The organism is Bacteroides sp. 14(A) (assembly GCF_000526555.1).
In the GTDB taxonomy this organism is placed as follows: Bacteria; Bacteroidota; Bacteroidia; order Bacteroidales; family Bacteroidaceae; genus Bacteroides; species Bacteroides cellulosilyticus.
The window spans coordinates 15,310-30,560 of sequence record NZ_JAGH01000003.1 but is presented as its reverse complement, the minus strand read 5'-3'; the positions used below and the strand labels follow the sequence as shown (position 1 = coordinate 30,560).

23 protein-coding genes and 2 pseudogenes are annotated in these 15,251 nt (G+C 37.7%); 5 read left to right on the top strand and 20 right to left on the bottom strand.

From position 1 onward, the window contains the following. From K429_RS29000 to K429_RS31305, 15 genes and pseudogenes are all read right to left on the bottom strand, one after another. Positions 1-395, bottom strand: a pseudogene (locus tag K429_RS29000) (recombination protein NinG); the annotation flags it as partial. Between the two features lie 98 nt (positions 396-493). Further along, positions 494-643 (bottom strand): hypothetical protein, encoded by a 150-nt coding sequence (locus K429_RS0118950; protein WP_155923447.1) that lies wholly within the window; start codon positions 641-643, stop codon positions 494-496. Positions 644-1,369: 726 nt separating this feature from the next. Then, positions 1,370-1,522 (bottom strand): hypothetical protein, encoded by a 153-nt coding sequence (locus K429_RS30980; protein WP_231501895.1) that lies wholly within the window; start codon positions 1,520-1,522, stop codon positions 1,370-1,372. An 81-nt stretch (positions 1,523-1,603) separates the two neighbouring features. Then, positions 1,604-1,804, bottom strand: coding sequence for a hypothetical protein (locus K429_RS30975; protein WP_231501894.1), 201 nt, complete (start codon positions 1,802-1,804; stop codon positions 1,604-1,606). Further along, positions 1,801-1,932: a hypothetical protein gene (locus K429_RS31180; protein ID WP_255347654.1), complete on the bottom strand. Its 132-nt coding sequence runs from the start codon at positions 1,930-1,932 to the stop codon at positions 1,801-1,803. The genes K429_RS30975 and K429_RS31180 overlap by 4 nt, the downstream gene beginning before the upstream one ends. A 110-nt stretch (positions 1,933-2,042) precedes the next feature. After that, positions 2,043-2,234 carry a hypothetical protein gene (locus K429_RS0118920; protein WP_029327697.1) on the bottom strand — a complete coding sequence of 64 codons (192 nt, stop codon included), beginning with the start codon at positions 2,232-2,234 and terminating at the stop codon, positions 2,043-2,045. A gap of 441 nt (positions 2,235-2,675) precedes the next feature. Next, positions 2,676-3,129: pseudogene (locus K429_RS31310) on the bottom strand (DUF3127 domain-containing protein). A 1-nt stretch (position 3,130) separates the two neighbouring features. Continuing rightward, the gene (locus K429_RS30960) at positions 3,131-3,562 is read right to left on the bottom strand and encodes a hypothetical protein (RefSeq protein ID WP_231501891.1); all 432 of its coding nucleotides are present in this window, start codon (positions 3,560-3,562) and stop codon (positions 3,131-3,133) included. A gap of 286 nt (positions 3,563-3,848) precedes the next feature. Continuing rightward, positions 3,849-4,046 carry a hypothetical protein gene (locus K429_RS30955; protein WP_231501890.1) on the bottom strand — a complete coding sequence of 66 codons (198 nt, stop codon included), beginning with the start codon at positions 4,044-4,046 and terminating at the stop codon, positions 3,849-3,851. Between the two features lie 584 nt (positions 4,047-4,630). Further along, entirely contained in the window at positions 4,631-4,717 is an 87-nt protein-coding gene (locus K429_RS30950; RefSeq protein WP_231501896.1) for an AAA family ATPase, read from the bottom strand. Positions 4,718-5,662: 945 nt separating this feature from the next. Beyond that, on the bottom strand, positions 5,663-5,812 hold the full coding sequence (locus K429_RS30360) for a hypothetical protein (protein ID WP_155923445.1): 150 nt from the start codon (positions 5,810-5,812) through the stop codon (positions 5,663-5,665). Positions 5,813-6,311: 499 nt separating this feature from the next. Further along, positions 6,312-6,524: a hypothetical protein gene (locus tag K429_RS30355; RefSeq protein ID WP_155923444.1), complete on the bottom strand. Its 213-nt coding sequence runs from the start codon at positions 6,522-6,524 to the stop codon at positions 6,312-6,314. Positions 6,525-6,723: 199 nt separating this feature from the next. Beyond that, positions 6,724-7,014, bottom strand: a complete 291-nt coding sequence (locus tag K429_RS0118875) for a hypothetical protein (protein ID WP_029327694.1) — start codon at positions 7,012-7,014, stop codon at positions 6,724-6,726. A gap of 560 nt (positions 7,015-7,574) precedes the next feature. Next, positions 7,575-7,799 (bottom strand): hypothetical protein, encoded by a 225-nt coding sequence (locus K429_RS0118870; protein WP_029327693.1) that lies wholly within the window; start codon positions 7,797-7,799, stop codon positions 7,575-7,577. Next, a complete protein-coding gene (locus K429_RS31305; protein WP_369796093.1) occupies positions 7,796-7,912 on the bottom strand; it encodes a hypothetical protein in 117 nt (38 codons plus the stop codon). Before K429_RS31305 ends, K429_RS0118870 begins: the two co-directional genes overlap by 4 nt. A 600-nt stretch (positions 7,913-8,512) precedes the next feature. Between K429_RS31305 and K429_RS0118860 the strand changes: the two genes are divergently transcribed. Further along, positions 8,513-9,085, top strand: a complete 573-nt coding sequence (locus K429_RS0118860; RefSeq protein WP_044096968.1) for a hypothetical protein — start codon at positions 8,513-8,515, stop codon at positions 9,083-9,085. Between the two features lie 86 nt (positions 9,086-9,171). Here K429_RS0118860 and K429_RS0118855 read toward each other — a convergent pair whose 3' ends face one another. After that, positions 9,172-9,675 carry an HNH endonuclease gene (locus tag K429_RS0118855; protein ID WP_029327690.1) on the bottom strand — a complete coding sequence of 168 codons (504 nt, stop codon included), beginning with the start codon at positions 9,673-9,675 and terminating at the stop codon, positions 9,172-9,174. A gap of 120 nt (positions 9,676-9,795) precedes the next feature. On the opposite strand from K429_RS0118855, the gene K429_RS30350 reads away from it, so the two are divergent. The 4 genes from K429_RS30350 (at position 9,796) to K429_RS0118835 (ending at position 12,836) form a co-directional block, all read left to right on the top strand. Further along, on the top strand, positions 9,796-10,047 hold the full coding sequence (locus K429_RS30350) for a hypothetical protein (protein WP_155923443.1): 252 nt from the start codon (positions 9,796-9,798) through the stop codon (positions 10,045-10,047). 209 nt (positions 10,048-10,256) lie between these two features. After that, positions 10,257-10,670, top strand: a complete 414-nt coding sequence (locus K429_RS0118850) for a hypothetical protein (RefSeq protein ID WP_029327689.1) — start codon at positions 10,257-10,259, stop codon at positions 10,668-10,670. A 387-nt stretch (positions 10,671-11,057) separates the two neighbouring features. Beyond that, positions 11,058-11,405 (top strand): hypothetical protein, encoded by a 348-nt coding sequence (locus K429_RS28965; RefSeq protein ID WP_029327687.1) that lies wholly within the window; start codon positions 11,058-11,060, stop codon positions 11,403-11,405. 279 nt (positions 11,406-11,684) lie between these two features. Further along, positions 11,685-12,836 carry a site-specific integrase gene (locus K429_RS0118835; RefSeq protein ID WP_029327686.1) on the top strand — a complete coding sequence of 384 codons (1,152 nt, stop codon included), beginning with the start codon at positions 11,685-11,687 and terminating at the stop codon, positions 12,834-12,836. A gap of 106 nt (positions 12,837-12,942) precedes the next feature. On the opposite strand, the gene K429_RS0118830 is transcribed toward K429_RS0118835, so the two are convergent. The 4 genes from K429_RS0118830 to K429_RS0118815 form a co-directional block, all read right to left on the bottom strand. Beyond that, positions 12,943-13,224: a RodZ family helix-turn-helix domain-containing protein gene (locus tag K429_RS0118830; protein ID WP_029327685.1), complete on the bottom strand. Its 282-nt coding sequence runs from the start codon at positions 13,222-13,224 to the stop codon at positions 12,943-12,945. 1 nt (position 13,225) lies between these two features. Next, a complete protein-coding gene (locus tag K429_RS0118825) occupies positions 13,226-13,660 on the bottom strand; it encodes a hypothetical protein (protein ID WP_029327684.1) in 435 nt (144 codons plus the stop codon). Between the two features lie 159 nt (positions 13,661-13,819). Continuing rightward, a complete protein-coding gene (locus K429_RS0118820) occupies positions 13,820-14,752 on the bottom strand; it encodes a tyrosine-type recombinase/integrase (RefSeq protein WP_029327683.1) in 933 nt (310 codons plus the stop codon). A 170-nt stretch (positions 14,753-14,922) separates the two neighbouring features. Then, entirely contained in the window at positions 14,923-15,210 is a 288-nt protein-coding gene (locus tag K429_RS0118815; RefSeq protein ID WP_029327682.1) for a hypothetical protein, read from the bottom strand. Positions 15,211-15,251: the final 41 nt, after the last annotated feature.

Sequence of the window (15,251 nt, the reverse complement as noted above, 5' to 3'; positions counted from 1 at the left end):
AAGTACCGGCAGCTTTCACTTTTAGTAAATCAAATTTCTGTTGTCCGATTTTAGTTATCAGATTCACCCGATACCCTTCCAAATGGTCCGCTTTGAATCTGTTGCAGTGTCGGCATTCAGCATGGCAATTATTCTCATCGAAACGTGTGGCCAAATGTGTACGACTGAAATAGTGGCCCACAGTCTGCCTGCTCGAAAGGCTTTATCTGCCCGCATGAGATACAGCGGAAATATCCGTTTGGCATACAATCACGAAGCCGGATAAAAAGGGAAAACTCTTTGTCGAGTTTAGCTTTTAAATCCGGCTTCTTCTTTATTATCACCCCTGCCTTATCAAACAAGGGCAAAGGCTTGTCTTTCTTCTTGGACTTAGTTCTTTTTATGTAGTATGGCATATTATTGTATTCCTATCTGTTCTGTTAAAAACCTTTCTGCATACTCAGCGGCTCTTTTTATCGAATGTTCTTGCCTGTCTTTATTCTCATAAGACACATTATCTTATTTTTGAGATCAGACTATTTGTCAAATCGCACATCAAATTTGAGGTTTTCAAAACGATTTCGTCTTCATTCGTTTCACCAACAGGATTAATCTTACCAATAAGATTTTCCACGATTTCAACACGGTAAATTTTCTTTTCCATAATTCTTGAATTAAAAGCCCGAAGCGTATTCTCCGGGGGCGAAACCATTATTCACTAACCCCATATCCATTTATGTGTGGCTCACATATTTCCATCGGGGAACACTATCTGTATGCGCATTACAGGAAATATCCATTTGCAACTGAATACTTTCATGTTCCCTTCCAACCACAAGTTTGTGCGGCAGTTTGGGAGTCGAACCCAAGCAATTACAACTTGTAATACCTAAAGCACTTCGGTACGCTTTCTTTTAGGCTCTCTTTTACCCACTGAGAATACCTCCGCCATGTTTGCCCGTCTTTCCGAGCTGTCAACATCATGAACCGCCATGTAACACAGTCAACTTCCACATGATTTGTGGGTTTAATCACCTCGATTTGATACCCTTTGGACTTATATGGCGTTTTTCTACCATACTCTCTCAATTCTACTACTTTCTTTTCATATATCGGGTCGCTCCATAACGATCTCAAATTTCCGGAAAGTGGTGCGTTCATTGATACAAGATTGCTTCCTATAAGAATATTCATACGTCTGTATTAGGAATAAACTCAATCCAAATAAGCCATAGAAAACTCTTTCGAAATAAACCGCCCCAACTGGAATCGGTTTGGCTGATTCAATAGCCGTGTGGAATTTCTCTTTTATTGAACTTCATGGCCCCTTTTCTTTGGGCTTGCTTCTCGCATTCCTCCTCTTTATTTTTGAGGTAGTGAGTGATAAGCATCATCGCCCTATCAACGTTGAAGGGTGTTCACCGGACAAAAGTCTGGAACCTTTCGTCTTCATTCTCCCGTCTGTGAAGGTGATTTTCGTCTCAATCTGGTAGAATTTCTTTTCATTCGGCTTAGATTCTTCGTTACTATCTTCAGGTCTCATCGTCCATCTTGTCAACGTATTCTTCCATTGTTATTTCGTCTTTGAGGTAAGCGACAGCCACATCATCGACCTTACGTTCTTTCAGATTGTCGGTAAGGAATCACGCAGGAATCGAATTCCTTTGCCATCGTCAGGGGTGAACCGAACTGGTAATTGAGTTCGATGTAGTCTTTCAAAATAAGGCAAAGCATTCTCCAGCCCAGTGGCATACAACAAGAACTTATACTTCTTGTCGCTTATCTGTTGCTTGTGCGATGTATGGATATAAAAACTTATTCTCATTCTCGAACGCCAAAACGATTCTGGTTGCTAACTTCCACTTCCTTGATACCATCAGCTTCCATACTGAAACGGATTTTTGCTAATAAGTCTTGGTCTATCAGCGTGCCACGCTCAAAAGAGGACTTCATGCCGTTCTATGTTGACTGTTCACCGGTATCTTCATCAATGAAAGATTCCTCCCATGTTTTGAGGACACGTTTTGCAAGGTACATGTTAAGCATCTTCTTCGGGTCAGATGTCACATACGGATTTTGTTTTTCTTGTTTCTATCATAATTTAATTGATTAATAATTTGTCTTTTAATTTTCTTGTTCAGCTTCCCGACAAAACGTCCATGCTTCTCCGTCGTTCCATCGGGAAGACATTCCTTGTATGAATAAAGTAGTTTTTGCAGGAGAAGCACTTCTTGTTTTGTTAGAGTAAGTTTCATTTTTTAAATATAAGGTTTGTTATGTTCAATCTCAATCTCCATCATCTGAATCAGACGCTCTTCTTCTGGAGAAGGAAATATATATACCTTGGGCACTTGAGAAATTCCGAAACCTTTCGATTGTAAGGCTCATCTCCGCACTGTCAAGGTCCGCCGAACTCCGCAGGTACTTTATTTTGCCAAGGAACTTATCTTCTCTCTCACGGATGAAAGTGTCTTTGTTGCACAAAATCTTATAATAGTTTCGCTTTACATACTCCATCGTTTCACCGATTTGGCAACCGAAAATAAGCAAGGCATATATGAAGATACCTGTTCTGACTCAATGACCTTTGCGGCTTCTTCTCGGTCAGTTCAAATATCTTCTTTTCCTTTATCAGTTTCTCCAGCTTCGCTCTTGCCTGCCTGGGCATGGAAAGGATTGGAACCCATCGTATTTCATCAGAAGGGGAGATCGTCTTTGGTATTACCATTCGCATCAACAGGAGGCGGAAAGTTCTGCGGTTGCTGATAAGTCGGCTGTGGTACCGGCTGTTGTACTGGTACACTCTGAGGGGATTGAGATACACCTCCACGCGCTTCTATTTTGTTAACATCGAATAGACCGCCATACGTTTTAGTTCTCCATCTAGATTTGTCCATGAACGCCCCTGTAAACACGAATGATACAGTAACAACATCATCATTTTTATAACGATCAAGTTTCTGCACATTTATCACCCGAGAACTCTAAAGGAATAATGTTCTCATACTCACTACGCTCACCAGTATAAGGATCATAAGTGGTAGCATCTAAAATAAATTCCCGTTTAGTAAATGGTGTTCCCCCGTTTTTGGATGGGATTTGGACGGTCTGACCGATTTCAATTATCCGCCCAGTTATTTGATTCGCCATATTATTCTTCTATTTTTTCTTTTAATAAATACTTGGTTAAGTTTCTATATTCTGCCCACTCTAAAAAAGAGTGTAGCAGATTCATATTATCTTGCTCCATACCATCATAACGATAACATGTGATAGAAGGCTCATATCGTTTCAGTGGGAGTCCTCTTACAATCATATCCGTGCTTATCTTTGTCGTATCCTTCAAAGATGAATAAGTCAAAGTGAAATACATCCGCATTGAATAGCTGTAGATTAAAAACCGCCATTGGCAAGAATTTATATAGTCAGCATCGGATGGATAAGAATATTTGGTCTTTATATCCCTAATCTCCACACCATCTATCATGTCGGCGCACCCTGTTATAACTGCATCCCCAAAGTCCTTGTAGAGCCTTATTTCGTGAAACGCATCCGGGTGTTCATTGTGGTACGCAAGTGCCACCTTGCATTGCGGTACGTCTAATATTACCTTTGTTTCCCTTCAATGTCAAAAATACGTCCACAAGTATAGGTTCTTTCTGTTCTTTGCCATAATAGAGGAAGGTACGCTCGCCTGCTTCTATCTTTTCGCATTGCGGTGTACCTTCTTCTACAATTTTATGAAAAGCCGTCCCAATGCGAGTATAGGCATTTCCCTCAAATACACCCGTTATGCTATCAATAACCGATTGCTTCAGTTATCTCGAAGTTAGCGTATTCGCTTTGCTCCATATACTTTCGGGAATGCTTCAATAGTAGTCACGCGAATTAACGGTCTCATTCCTTGACGAACTTTTATTTTCGTATTTATAGCCCTTGGATGCAAGGTTGGATTTCATTTCTTGAAAGAACGGATATTGCAATACTACTGGAAGTTCTTTCATACCTTCGATGAGTGCGGCTATATCTTCATCGGTCATAGCTGCCGCTAGATTCTCTCTAAGCATAGCAAGCATCTCATTGGCTTTCTTCTGTTCCTCCGATTTGTTCTGTATCGCGGGACTTCACAGTAGAAATAATTCCCTGCCATACAATTTGAGAAATCTGCACTAGTGGATTCGGGAATTTCCATCATCTGAAGCTGGGCGACATTCTTACCAATAAAGGTATCGGTAGGCTCAAATGAAACAGTACGTTTTCCATTGACTTTTGATATATATCCTAACTTGGTCAGCAATGCGAAGAAGCAGATCCTTACTCTGTCCTGTACAATCAGGAGAGTGCTTGGACAATATCCACCTTCCACTGTTTCTTTATCATGGCAGATAAAGATTATGTCAGAACCATTAGAACGAAGTTGGTTAACAAATGACTTGAAATCCTCTGCCATTTGCCCAAATCGCTTTAAAAGCATTATTTGCCAACTTATAATTGTTCTTTATGGCAAAGTTCATCAGATAGTCATCCTAAACATGCCTTGGGCTGTTGTCCGCAGGATAATAGTCTTGTAAGACTTTCATTGTTTCATACTCTGCCGTTATATCTTCCCATTTGTTAGCAGTGAGGGGTATCACAACGTTGTACCGCTCTATCATAACCCTCTATCCGTATCTATCAATAACGGATTTTCCGCTGTTGTGGCAAGGGATGTCTTGCCTGTTCCTGGAGTACCATACAATACAATGATGGACCGGACGTTCAGGAGTAACGTCGTTCTTTTTAATAATTGGCATAATAATAAATTTTAAATTAATAATTCGTGGAGAAGCCCAGATTTGCACTGGGACGAGTTGCCAAGCTCGCCACATCTAAGGTTGGCAGTCCTATTATCGAGTGGGTGCGTCTACTGATTCCGCCACTTCTCCTAATAAAAAAGTGTACTATCTTCACAGACCGCACACAACACAGTAAAAATAACTACATTTCAAAGGATTTTTTATTGCAATTAATGCCCCAACTCTTTATAAGATATTCGGGCCATTATAAATGATACTCCACAAATGATAAGCATAATAATAATCCTGTAGCATACATAGGACTATCATTAACAACTGCTCCGTACAACATCACTATTGAGCATAAAAAGACGAATAGTGAGAGAATAAACATAATCACTTTCATAGCATTGTCATTACGATTAAATCATTTGAATACAACTCTACAAAATCATGCTTTCCAAACTGCACCATTACTCTGTCACCGTTAACGCTATATATCTTCCCGATCTTATTTCCCCAAACCGGGAGCTTTATACTTTACCAATGCTCCTTTTTCATGATTTCCAATTGTCTTTGAATTTACTACGTTGCATATTCTCCCTCATTCTTTCATTTTTTATTCTTGCAGCAAATCCCGATTCCTTTACTGTACGTTTTACTTTAAAGCAAAAAACACTCTCAATATCACAATGAAAAAAACAATGATTAATACTATTGCGATTGGAATCAAAAGAGGAGATAATACCCCACCACCAAGACCAATCAATATAATGCATTAGTTTTAGTACTATAAATACTATCGTTAGCAATCCGCAGAAGCAATACCACCTGTTGAATTATTATTTGCACTCATTTTATTACACGGTTACCTGTACACCATAAGTATTATTCTGTTCTGTATTAAATTAAACTTCCGTTTTACTTTTTCCCTTGTTTCTCCCAATCCGTAACAAGGTTCTTATTTCCCCAAATGGAACAGGAATGGCAGCTACAAGTATTAATGTACCCAACCAATGCCAAAAGTCTTGGAAAATAAATTCTAATATTTCTATCATATCTATTCAGATTTAAAAAATAACCGCCTGTACAAGGGTAAAGTAAAAACGGTGCGCACTTCGTTTCTCTCATGGCTTTTAGTACAGTATTAGCACTAACCTTTTCTGCGGGATAGTTCCCGTGAGCGTTCCGATGATTGCCTTACTACTTACACTAAGGATAGGTAAGCCACGGGATAATGCATAATTACTTCAGCTTCCTGATTATATGACCGCCCATACGAAATCTTGAGTTAATTCTATAAACTCATGTATGGTATATGCATCTTTGTCAATATCTATACCCTTATTGGTACAGAATGATAGTCTTCCTTGCTTACATGAACCAGTCAAAACATGATGCCAATGAAATAATTCTTTAGCAGATATCTTCTTCGCAAAGTCAGGAAAATGTGCTCTAAAAGCTTCTAATCTCTCTTCCTCGGTTGAATTATCATACAGTTTTTCTTGGAGTGCAAAGAATGCCTCATGTAATGTCTCTCCATGTGCAAATTTGCCATTATCCTTGGACAATAAATGTCGGAGTTAAGGTAAAGTCTCCATTGAGAATATATCCTTTGGCTATGTTGTCTCGGATACTTTTAATAATGGTCGGCGTTTCATCTATTATGTAGACTTTATCACCATTAAACATATTAATTACCAGAGCCAGAGCCATAGCCAGAGCCATCGCCATAGCCAGAGCCATAGCCAGAGCCATAGCCAGAGCCATCGCCAGCCAGAGCCAGAGCCAAGAGCCAGAGCATCGCCAGAGCCATCGCCAGAGCCAGAGCCAGAGCCAGAGCCATCGCCAGAGCCAGAGCCAGAGCCAGAGCCATCGCCATAGCCAGAGCCATCGCCAGAGCCATCGCCATAGCCAGAGCCATCGCCAGAGCCAGAGCCAGAGCCAGAGCCAGAGCTAAGAAATAGCTTTATCTGTTCTTCCATACCGACACCTCCTCAATGGATTTGACCGCCTCTTCCGTACAAGGGATAATCTCAATTACTCCAAGTATCGTGATGGTAGGAACTACCAGAGTGAACTTGCATTCGCTTGGGCTTTTTGTCCCTTCGACCGCGAGCTGGGAAATGGATGCGGCTCCGTACCAGCACCACAATCTGCGGCAGTTTGTTAATGTAACTTCACTGCCATTCTTTTCTTTCAATGTTCCGAAAAATACGCCGCTTCTATCAGCTCTAATAATAACTTTCTTTCCAATCATAATTCTATAATATTTAAAAGATTAATAAGTTTAGCTCCCTTCAACGTAACAATACGTATTTAGCATTTCAACACGCCCGAATTTGACGGGAAGGGAGGTATATTGATAGCTTTCACTAAGCTTTTGTTCTATCAAATGGCGCGTAAAGCTCCGCGCATTTATATATTTAACCACGTTGCACGCATCCGCTCATATCATCGCAGAATTGCATTACGCTACCACTTCGCCTCGGCTATATGCTTATCGGCGCCGCCTAATTTTAAGTGTGCGGAACACTGGTACACTATTGAGGCTTACCATGCCATCCCGAATGTTAGGCTCATCGGTTTCGCCTTAGATCCCTACCCAGTTCTCGCTACTGGATGTCGTTCAATCCGTCAGTAGGGCTGTGGATCAATCTTTGTAGAAGAACTTTTCACCTGACTTACTGAACAGTTTATAGCCAGCGTACAAGCTCAGCGATATCATAATTGTTTCTATCATAATCATATGAGGTTAATTGTTATCTCCAACTACTATCGTAGCATCTTAAAGTTGGATCTAAATCCATCAAGGCTTGCCTAAAAATTGTTAGCGGGTTTGGGATAATCCAGATACTGAGGATTAAATTGAGCCTTATAATCATCCATTTTCAAATGTGCATCCATCCAAGCATCTTTCAATGCATTATTAAAAGAATACCACTTGAAAGCCTTATTCTGCTTCATGTAAACCCAGGCTCTTTGCATGATGGCTTTCATATTGTATTTGCCATCTTTCACCAGTTTGTAATCTCTTGCTTTCATCTGTTCATCAATTCAATGATCCCATTCTTTGAGAACATTATTCTTTTACCTATTTTGACATGAGGAAACTCGTCTTTTCTTCTTCGGAGAGTTTTTACGCTAATACCAATCATAGTTGAAGCCTCTTCTGTATTCAGATACTCATCTGAATTGTACTTTATGCATTCTGATATATATGATTTCATATTTTTGCCTATCAGATTGTACAACTCCTCTGCGATTAAACGAGCCTCTGAACGTGTCATTTCCCCACCGCTATAATGGTTATAGTCAAATCCTTTAATGAGTAGGAACATCTGTATTTCTTAACATCCTGTGGCTTGTCACTTGAATGGCTTAATTGATAAGCATATGTATGCGCACTTTTCAAAGCCTCGTAGGTATCCATGTGGAAAGTCATAGAACTTCCTGCCTTTATACCCAAAATATCCCTTTTTTACTCACTTTTTTCATATTATTTCTATGTTTATTTAGATTTTATATGTATTTTATTTGCAAATAAGAAAGCTTACGACTATATTTGTCTTTGAAAATGTGTGAGACTTGGGAAAGCCATCACTTTCTTTTTGCATGTACCAAGTTTGTTTGTTTATTGGTTGACGATGCAAAGATAGTAGATAAATCATCTACCGCAAAGAATAATAGTAGATATTTTATCTACTTATATATGTTATAAAACATATTTTAAGTAAGTAGTTGATTAATAAGTATATATGAATAAATATAGAAACATAGTAATATTGATATTATCTGGAATATCCGTCTTAGTGTCTATAATTGCATTATGCAGAACCTATCCGCATACCTCTGATTTAGGAATGGATTACCAAGGGATAATAGTGGGAATATTGTCTTTGCTGGTTACAGTACTTATTGGGTGGCAGATATTTTCCGCAATAGATATACGAAGGATAAAGGATGATGTATTAAATATGAATATGGAGAATTATATTAGATCGGAAAAAAATATTATAGAAATACAAATGTCTTTATCGCAGTATTATTTAGAAAGAGGATTAGAAACAAATGATAGAATAGCTGTATTCAAATATTTGCTTCATTCTATATCAACAATAGTCCATCAGGAGAGAATTAATGATATCAATGGGGCAAACGCAATGATAAATACAATCATATCTTCCGTGTCTGACCCCAACAAGATTTTATTAACTCAAGTTCAGAAGAACTCCTTAATAGAACTGATTTTTTTATTCCGAAAGAACCATGATATACATAATACAGACAACCTTCTTTCTCTTGTAACGAAGATGGAGGTAAAAGATTGAAATTATTCGCTGAACAAAAACAGTTTGTATATGAATTTAATATTTCTTCTTTCATAATTCGTTCTTTGAAATATTTACATCGGTTATTAATGAGGTATCTTATGTATGTTCCTATGGCAGCTTTCACATACAACAAGAACATCAGAAGGTAGATATTCCCATGCAAATCTATTGTTGATATATTTTACATGGTGTATATTTAGTTTTTTCTCATTGCCGCAAATTTCACATTTTCGACCTCTTACAGTGAATATAAATTCTCTATAAGACTTCCATTGTGGCATTTCTAATTGGTCATAATATTGGCTTCTCTTTTGCGACCATTCGTTTTGGCGATTTCTACGATTTGTTTCGTCAATAGCAGGCAAAAGACATTCTTTTCGTTTGTTTTCAGTGAGGTAACTATTTGCCACATTTACGAGAGCAGCTATTGATTTAATTTTTTCACCTTTTACTGTTAACCAATTCTTCTTATCCCAATATTCTATAACTTGTTCTGCGGTTATTAAATATGGTTTCTTTCTTGAAGTAAGGAATATATCTATATCTTTCTTCTTAAATTGTGTATTTACATTAAGTACATTATCCATATTATTATATATTGTGTTAACTTATAAATTACCAGGTTTGAAGGAACGTTGATTTTTGAGTGAATCATCCCCTTACCCGTAGAGAGCGGTTTTTCTCTCTAACGGTTCAGGGATAATTCGATGGCAAATCACCAGTATAAGTTAGGTATCGACCCCATCGGCTCTGAATTGGGTGCTTCCAATCTCGGCTTTCAGCTTCTACAGAGTTGGTTATCTCGTAACCTGCACCTGCGCACCAGTCTGCTTATTTCAATCGACTGCCTTCTTTCGTGCATCCCCTCACGGGCTTTCACCGTGAAGCTTCGGAAGGTTGTTTTAAATCTGTTATTGGTCGAACGTATTTTCCCCGATAGCCCTCCGCAGTACTCGTAAAGCGGAAACAATAACCGATTGTACAACTGGATATAAATAAAATATCCGCTTCATCTGCACATGAAACGGATATCTATATATGTTAAACCTCTTTCGAGGAAAGTTTAACCAAATTTGTATCGTAGCACGTGCAGGTGTTACGGGGACAAAGGTAGTAGATAATTTATCTACTACAAAGAAAAGTAGATAAATTTTTTAAAAATAATATTATGGCAAAGAATCTTTATTCTGAAAGGTTTTTATCAATAGTTGATAAAATCGGGATTAGCGATGCTAAAATCGCAAATAGTATAGATGGACTAGATAAGACATTGATGTCGCACATAAGGACAGGAAGACAAGGAGCTTCTATTAATGTGTTATCTTCATTTTGCGAGGCATTCCCCCAAGTCAACGCTAACTACATCCTTACCGGAAAAGGTTCTATGTTCTTGAATAATGATGAATTGTCGTCATCTACAGACATCGGAACGTTCGGGCTTACCTATGATGAACTGGCAAGACTATACGAAACAACCGTGTCACGTTATGAAAGGCTCATTGAAAATATGAAGATGAAGTTTGAAACTCTTGAGCATGCGTTTGTAGATGCAAAGGAAACGTTTAATAGAGAAAGTGCATAAATGATAGAAAAGCCCATTTACATGAAGCCTTTCTATCCAGGCTAAAAGTAGTTTCATGCTCCTTGAGGTTCGACATGTTGCAGTATCTTCATCTCGTAAATTGCTTGTTTACGTTGCGATACAAGGTTATGCGCCTGTAGTTCTTTCTCAAGATCGGTTATTCTTTTATGCGCACATTCTAAATCTTCAGATATACGCAAAGACTGTCGCATGAGAATTTTAATTTGCCTTATGAGACGGCAAACGGGAAGGTTAACTTTCTCCATATAGTACGATTATTTAAATTATGGTTGATAGATAACATTTGTATTTTAAAAAGGTTCGAGATTTATATATGTTGTTAAACATGCTGTTTAACAACGAATTTGTTACGAAAACATATACCAAATGGGAAATAAAGAAAGTGCAGCGATACGACTACATAAATTTGTTATGTACGCTAAAAGTGAGAAAATGATTAAGAGTGTACGGAATTTTGAAGATGAGTGCGGATTGTCAAATGGCTATTTAAACAATGCGTTGCACGCAAGCTCTGGAGGTATAGGAAGCGATAATATAGCTCGCATAATAGAGAAGTTCCCAATGCTTAATATATACTGGTTATGTACCGGAAAAGGGGATATGTTGAATTATAAAGAAAAAGAGAAAGAATATAAAGAGATTATGACGCTTATATCCAAGCTTCAAAATGCGGTAAAGAAGATGAATATAAGAGGAAATAATGAAAAAATGTGATACCATAGATTATTATTAACAATGCATTGTGTTGAAAATTAGTATTTTACAAGTTATTGCATAGTCCCGTACGCACCGCTTAAATAGGGACGAGAAATCGCCCCTATTTTGCTGTATATCAGAGTGTTGTAATTTCGTTTTGGCCAAAAATAGAGATATATCGCCTAATTTATATGTCCCAATACAGCCCAATACAGCCCAATACGACCCAAATAAAAAGTTGTCCTGTGATACCTTGTGTGATACCAATTTTCAATAGATGCCTAAAAACTTTAAATTATGAGATACCCGACATTACGGTTTGTCTTTGACCGAAAAAAGACAGCTACAAAAAAACATAAGGCTTCTGTACAAATTGAAGTCCTTAGCGAAAGGAAAAGAAAATATATTGGAACTGGTGTGAAGTTATATTCTGACCAATGGGACGAACGAAAAAAGGTAATAAATTCAATGCAAATGCTTGAATTAAACAGAAGTCTTGACGAGCAAATCAGGATTATACAGGATTGGGTAAACGAGCTTATCCGTAAAAGGGAGCCATTCGACTTTGAAAGGCTGGACCGGTTTATCAAATTCTCCAAAAAGTCGGAAAGCTTTATAGAATTTGCCGAAAGAAGATTAGAGGAAAGGCAGGATATAACAGAGAGTACCAAGAAGACACACCGGACATTCACGGAGTCTTTAAGAAGCTTTGAACGAATAACAAATTTCTCCGACCTTACGAAAGAGAATATAATACTATATGATGACTGGTTACATTCAAAAGGTTATTCTCAACCCACGGTGCATAACTACCACAAAAGAATGAAACGTTATATAAACGAAGCCATAAGATTTGAATTACTTGATTCCAATCCTTATTTAGGGCTTCATTTTGATCGCGGAAAACATCAGATAAGGAAATACCTTACCGAGGGAGAATTGGCTCAAATTATGAAGGCTGAAATACCTTCTAAGACCATTTGCCAAGTGCGGGACTTATTTGTTTTCCAATCTTATACCGGTATATCATATGCAGACCTTGCAAAGTTTGATTTCGAAAAAGACATAAAAAGGTTAAACGGCAAAATGGTGATCCAGGATATCCGGCAAAAAACAGAAGAAAGATACTTTATCGTTCTTCTTTCTCCTGCTATTGAAGTGCTTGAAAGATACAATTTCATCCTTCCGGTAATCAGTAACCAGCAATACAATTTAAGGCTTAAAATCGTGTCTGACTATGCGAAAATAGACAAGAAATTAACCGTTCACATGGCCCGGCACACGTTCGCTACAATGTGTCTCAACAACGGTGTGAGGATAGAGAATGTAAGCAAAATGTTGGGACATTCCAATATAAAAACGACACAAGAATATGCGAAGGTTCTTAATTCGGAAGTCGAAAAGTCGTTTGAGTTGCTGGAAAGTAAAATAAAAATGGGGCAAATTTAAATTGCCCCTATTTTGTTTCAATTTACGTTAAAATAAAAAAAACTGAACCTAGATGCCTTCCGGACACAAGAAAGGCGGTAAATTCAATTATATCGCCTTATGCTAGTTAAACTTGTTTAGGTAAATTTCCCTTCCCTTTTTCCAGCATCTCTTTAAAATCAATCCCTTCTTTTTTATCTTTCTCTGCAAAATACATGAACAAGTCAGCTCCACAGATATAACCTAAAAAGACATCTATCGTATAGTTTGTTATTCCTTCTTCTACGGCTTTAACTTGTTCTATTCTAATTTGTCCTTTTTGTGCCACTGCATACCTCGATAGACCTTTTGATTCTCTAAATGATTGCAATGCTTGTCCTAAGACTTCTCTGTAATTTTGTTTATCCATATCACCTAATATTAAAGTATTTCTTTATATAACTTTGGGACACTCCAGTCTTTTCAGACAAGGCTTTAACTTCAAAATGCTTGGCAAACCGTGACAACGAATATCCCTTCAATTTTTCATCGTTGCTTGTACGATACTGAGCAATAAGGTCAGGAACAACTTTACAGGGAGAATCATTATCCACTTCTTCATTAGCATTCTCGAAAGTATGCATATCATAAGTACCATCTTTCCAATCATTTATTACTTCTTGAAAGTCCGAAATTTCATATCCCCTTTTCTCACACACAGCCTCTATTTGGCTTTCAATAGAAAGAAGCTCATTACATGCAGATCTTATATAAAGGCAGATGTCATTTGAACCTCTAAGAGAGGTATTCGGTTCATGATCTGAAACTCTTACTTTTAGTCCGTTTATTTGATAATACTTGCTCATATTGTTTATTGCCTTACTTCTTATACTGCAAATATACTACAAATATTTGTACTGCCAAAAGGGAACAATACAAATATTTGTATGTTGTATAACATTAAGCGGTAAATCCAATACGTCAAAGATCAGCTACCGACTTATAAGATACAGCCTACCTCATTACTACATAAAAAATGCGCTCGCCTTTTCATTCAGTTTCCCAGTGCCACACACAACGTAATTTTGAGTCATCTTAATGTCTGAATGGCCCATCCTTTTGGCAATCTGGAGTAACGGAACACCTAGTTCCGCTAAATTGGTTGCAAAACTTCTTCGTGCGGTATGGGATGCGACAAACTGCCATTTTTCACCCGTCTCATTCTTTCCCCTGCGGAATAGCTTTATCTTTCCATTGATATCACACTCCCGGCAAATATCCCGTATAGTATCGTTAAAACATGCATCTACATATTTCCGCTTCCCGGCAATCGGCAACAGCTTTTTAAGTATTGGTTTTGCTTCAATGGTTGCAGCTATATTCGTTTTCTTGCTTACGTATGTTATATAACCTCCTTGGATGTTCTCTCCTGTCATTTCAAGTATATCCGAATGTCGGGCACCCGTATAACAACCTATCAAGAACTGAGCCAAGACAATATTCTCTTTCTCATTCTTCGGTCGGTATTGTTCAAGTCTTGAAAGTTCATCCAGGTTGAGATAAACGTTGACGGATGGCGTTCCCTTGACATTTAACCGTTCGGCAAATTTCGGATAAGGCAAAACGAATTCGTCTTTTCCGTCATTTAATACAGCCTTTAGCATTGCCGTATATGTCCGTATGGAACTTGGTGAGCAAGACGAAAAAAGACTCAAGATGTCATCTATATTGCTTTTTGTAAAGTCTTCCCATTCTGGAAGCCGGCCCAACAGTTTTTGCATCTTGGTTATGATACCGTAATATTTCGGATATTTGCAAATGAACCTCCCGCAAAAGGTATTTTTCCAGTCCTTTATATCGAACAACTCAGGCAACAAGCCTAACTTATTCATTCTTTCCATTCCTTCCCGGCTTATCTTGGAGCCGAAAAGAATCTTATTCAATTCATTCAATTCCATAGCCTAATCTTTAACTATTCTTTTCTTGCATAAGATAACAGTAATAATTACCCCCCAATGTCCATACAAGAAGGATAAAACCTATACATCCACTTGCGCCGCAACATAGAAAGAAAATAAAAATCAGCCAAAGTATAAAACCTAAATACATATCATTCCTCCTTATTTCTTTATTGAATAAATTCCCGTAACGGTTTATAACATAGTTCTTTATGATTTCTCATCTTTTCTAGCCATATATAGGGAATTAAAAAACCAAATTTAATAGAATAATTTCCTCCAAAGTAATTCTGCTGATCTCGTAATGAGATAAGTAAATGATAATAAGATTTAGAAACTTTTTGTATATTTGCTTGAGGATCACTCATCAACGTATTTAATTCTTTTCTATATTTCTCCTCTCGGATTTTGGCATTATCAAAGCCACATCCAGAACTTCGACTTGGTTTCCAGCTCATAATTTTCTTCCTTCCTCTATTGATATCAGTAATTTGTTATT